This is a genomic window from Mucilaginibacter sp. P4_G9, assembly GCF_056400985.1.
Genome location: NZ_JBFUKF010000494.1, coordinates 1 through 3,383, shown reverse-complemented (window position 1 = coordinate 3,383; position 3,383 = coordinate 1). Strand labels below are relative to the sequence as shown.

The window sequence follows — 3,383 nt, the reverse complement described above, 5'->3', positions numbered from 1 at the left end:
CACTATGCCGGCATCTATTGCCAGGTGATAAATGCACTTTAAATAGTTCTCCTCGGCTAATGTATTCATTTATACAAAACTAATAAAAAATTTAGACTAATCTAAAATATGAAGACTTAGGAAATATATTTTTGTTTTACTCGTTTTAAGTGAAATTTAATTTTGTGAAATGCGGAAAATATTATATTTGCAAGTACTATGGCTGCTGAATTAGACAAAATAGACCTACAGATACTCAAGATTTTACAGGAAAATGGAAGGATAACCAACCTCCAGTTATCAAACGAAATAGGGCTTTCGCCGGCTCCAACGCTTGAGCGCGTGCGTAAACTGGAGAACGCTGCATATATAAAAAGCTATCATGCGCTGGTAGATGAAGAGAAACTTGGCCTGGGCATAAAAACTTTTATCCAGATCTCGCTTGATTTTCATCAGAAGAATACCATTCAAACTTTTTTGGATGAGATAAAAACCATCAAAGAAGTTACCGAGTGCCATCACGTAACCGGCCAGTGCGATTTTTTACTAAAGGTTTATGTGCGCGACATTAAATCGTACGAGCAACTGATCATGGAAAAAATAAGCCGCATCACGGTAGTAAAAACCTTCCAAACTATGATGATCATGTCGACAAGTAAAAAGGAACCGATTGTGCCGTTGGAATATTAGAAGTGATTTGAAAATTTGAAAATGTGATAATTTGAAAGTAGTCTTCGATTTATGTAATTTTCAAATTTTCAAATCAACACATCTTCAAATCATCCTCAATGAATTTGCCAATCTATCTCCGCTTTCCCTTCTCTTTTTAAAATTTCATTGGTTTTCGAAAAAGGTTTACTGCCGAAAAAGCCACGCTCTGCCGAGAAGGGTGAGGGGTGGGCCGACCGGATGATGAAATGCTTTTTTTCGTCAATCAATACTGCTTTTGATTGTGCGAATGCACCCCAAAGGATGAATACGATGCCTTCTTTTTTATCAGATATGGTTTTGATCACCTCGTCGGTAAATTCTTCCCAGCCTTTTTTTTGATGTGAGGCCGAATCTCCGGCCCTTACGGTGAGGGTAGCGTTTAAAAGCAATACGCCTTGCTTGGCCCATTCTTCCAGGTTGCCATGTGTTGGGGTTTTAAAGCCCGGGATATCGGCTTCCAGCTCCTTATAGATGTTTTTAAGCGACCGTGGTATTGCAATACCCTTTTGTACCGAAAATGAGAGTCCGTGTGCCTGGTGAGCGCCTGGGTAGGGATCCTGCCCCAATATCACCACTTTAACATTGTCAAAATGCGTGGTGTTAAAAGCATTGAAAATTTCGGTGTTTTTGGGGTATACTACCTGTCCCGTTTCTTTTTCTTTTAATAAAAATTGTTTCAGTTTTACCATGTATGCCTTGCCAAATTCGTCTTCTAATACTGCAAGCCATGATGGGTGTAATGCATTCGACATAAAATATTTATATAGATGTTGGTTTAGCGTACAAATAAACGGATATTTGCAGTTAATATAAGTATCACAAATCATGTCAAATATAGTTCGTTTAATTGTAGCGTGTGTATTCTTTGGCGCAGCTGTTGCGCTTTGTGCTTTTGGCTTTTGGGGCTGGGGTATTTTAGTATTGTTTTTTGGTGGTATCGTGTTGCTCAGTTTCTTTTTTAACGAGAACATGATCATCTCGCAATATTTCCTGCGTAAAGAGAATTCGGCCAAAGCCGAGGAATGGTTAATGAAGATAACCGATTACGAAAAGCAATTACACAAAAATCAGCATGGTTATTACAACCTGTTGATCGGTTTGATCGAATCGCGCAAAGCGCCGATGAAATCTGAGAAATACTTCAAAAAATCTTTACAGCTGGGCATGAAAATGTCGCACAATATAGCTTTGGCTAAATTGAGCCTGGCGGGTATTTCTATGGCAAAACGTAATAAACGCGAAGCGCAAATGTACCTGTCTGAAGCATCAAAAGATGATAAGAATAAATTACTTACCGACCAGATAAAGATGATGAAAGGCCAATTGGCCCAAATGGATAAGCAGGTAGTAAGAGGGGGATATCGTCAGTTTTAATCAGGATAAAGAATAGGCAAACCAAACAGCAAGCAAAAAAAGAATAAAAAAATAAAAGGGACCCCAAAATGGGTCCCTTTTATTTTTCGTCAATAGCGCTAAAATAATCGGCTGTGGCCGAATGATTTTGGTAGGGATGTACCACAACATGGTCGCTATAGGTGTAATCGCTTTCTTCGGTTGGGTTCGACACTTCAACCATTTTTAATAAACTCCTGATGAACGACAGGTTGAAATTGCTCCGGTTCAGTTTTATCAGGTATTCATTTTCGGTAATTTCCAGAATTGAATTAGTCATGATATTTGTATTTATTGTTTATTGCAAGTATAATCATCATTATTAAACCAAAAGTCGTATTTGCTTTAAGCTTTCATTAACAAATTGTTACCGTTGATATTATGGTGTATCTGCTTTACAGTTAGCGAATAACCATAATCATTTTTACAAAAAGTGCAACCCGACTCAGAAGAAAGATTTTCCATAATATTAATAATAGAGATACCATTATTATCGCCTATGTTTTCTGAGCAGGATAAAGCATAATATTGGCTGCCGCTATAATCGCGCTTTAGCTTCGTAATATGCCCGGTACTATTAACGGTGCAACTATTTAAACGCATATATAATATTGTGATAAGGTATTACTTGTAACACAAATATATGTGTTAGCGTAAATATATTAAAGAAAAATAGATTTTTATACTATTTTAATTAAAAATTATATAGTGTGATATTAAAATTTTGATATAAAATAAAAAAGACGCATTTAGTGCGTCTTTTAATTATTGAAAAATGGAATAAATCTACTCAAACCAACTCATCACCACTTCCTTGGCAGGCATGGTAATTTCAAGTTTTAATTTTTTACGCATCCCGCCCAGGTCGTTAAATACTTTGTTGGGGTTGCCGGCTTTTAATTCTTCAACAGTGTTAAAGCCCATCTTATTTAATACAGGTACCCACTCGGCCGGTACGCCCACGTTTATGAAATCATCCGCGGTAGCAACTTTAGCTTTTTTCTCGGGGCGCATCTGCGGAAAGAACAATACTTCCTGTATGGTGCTTTGGTTAGTCATCAGCATTACCAGGCGATCGATACCAATACCCAGGCCCGATGTTGGCGGCATGCCATATTCCAGAGCGCGTAAAAAGTCATCGTCCATCGCCATAGCCTCATCATCGCCACGACCGGCCAAAATCAGCTGCTCCTCTAAACGCTCGCGCTGATCTATAGGATCATTTAATTCGGAGTAGGCATTTGCTATCTCCTTGCCATTTACAAACAGCTCAAAGCGCTCTACCAGGCCCACTTTTGTGC

The 3,383-nt window shown here is 38.2% G+C and carries 6 protein-coding genes; 2 read left to right on the top strand and 4 right to left on the bottom strand.

Annotated elements, in window-relative coordinates:
- Positions 1 to 198 precede the first annotated feature (198 nt).
- Positions 199 to 669, top strand: coding sequence for an Lrp/AsnC family transcriptional regulator (locus AC1DPZ_RS24340; RefSeq protein ID WP_295719405.1), 471 nt, complete (start codon positions 199 to 201; stop codon positions 667 to 669).
- Positions 670 to 764: 95 nt separating this feature from the next.
- Here the strand turns inward: AC1DPZ_RS24340 and ung are convergent, their stop codons facing one another.
- Positions 765 to 1,442: a uracil-DNA glycosylase gene (gene ung, locus AC1DPZ_RS24335; protein WP_477408344.1), complete on the bottom strand. Its 678-nt coding sequence runs from the start codon at positions 1,440 to 1,442 to the stop codon at positions 765 to 767.
- Positions 1,443 to 1,515: 73 nt separating this feature from the next.
- Here ung and AC1DPZ_RS24330 point away from each other — a divergent pair, with 73 nt between their 5' ends.
- Positions 1,516 to 2,064 carry a DUF2892 domain-containing protein gene (locus tag AC1DPZ_RS24330; RefSeq protein ID WP_477408343.1) on the top strand — a complete coding sequence of 183 codons (549 nt, stop codon included), beginning with the start codon at positions 1,516 to 1,518 and terminating at the stop codon, positions 2,062 to 2,064.
- A gap of 79 nt (positions 2,065 to 2,143) precedes the next feature.
- On the opposite strand, the gene AC1DPZ_RS24325 is transcribed toward AC1DPZ_RS24330, so the two are convergent.
- The 3 genes from AC1DPZ_RS24325 to AC1DPZ_RS24315 all read right to left on the bottom strand — a co-directional run.
- A complete protein-coding gene (locus AC1DPZ_RS24325; RefSeq protein WP_477408342.1) occupies positions 2,144 to 2,362 on the bottom strand; it encodes a hypothetical protein in 219 nt (72 codons plus the stop codon).
- Between the two features lie 65 nt (positions 2,363 to 2,427).
- Positions 2,428 to 2,685, bottom strand: a complete 258-nt coding sequence (locus AC1DPZ_RS24320) for a hypothetical protein (RefSeq protein ID WP_477408341.1) — start codon at positions 2,683 to 2,685, stop codon at positions 2,428 to 2,430.
- Positions 2,686 to 2,868: 183 nt separating this feature from the next.
- The coding region (locus AC1DPZ_RS24315) for an amino acid--tRNA ligase-related protein (protein ID WP_477408339.1) at positions 2,869 to 3,383 on the bottom strand (515 nt) is incomplete at its 5' end.

Coding starts and splice junctions, on each gene's coding strand:
- AC1DPZ_RS24340 (WP_295719405.1), top strand. CDS start 199: ATGGCTGCTGAATTAGACAAAATAGACCTACAGATACTCAAGATTTTA.
- ung (WP_477408344.1), bottom strand. CDS start 1,442: ATGTCGAATGCATTACACCCATCATGGCTTGCAGTATTAGAAGACGAA.
- AC1DPZ_RS24330 (WP_477408343.1), top strand. CDS start 1,516: ATGTCAAATATAGTTCGTTTAATTGTAGCGTGTGTATTCTTTGGCGCA.
- AC1DPZ_RS24325 (WP_477408342.1), bottom strand. CDS start 2,362: ATGACTAATTCAATTCTGGAAATTACCGAAAATGAATACCTGATAAAA.
- AC1DPZ_RS24320 (WP_477408341.1), bottom strand. CDS start 2,685: ATGCGTTTAAATAGTTGCACCGTTAATAGTACCGGGCATATTACGAAG.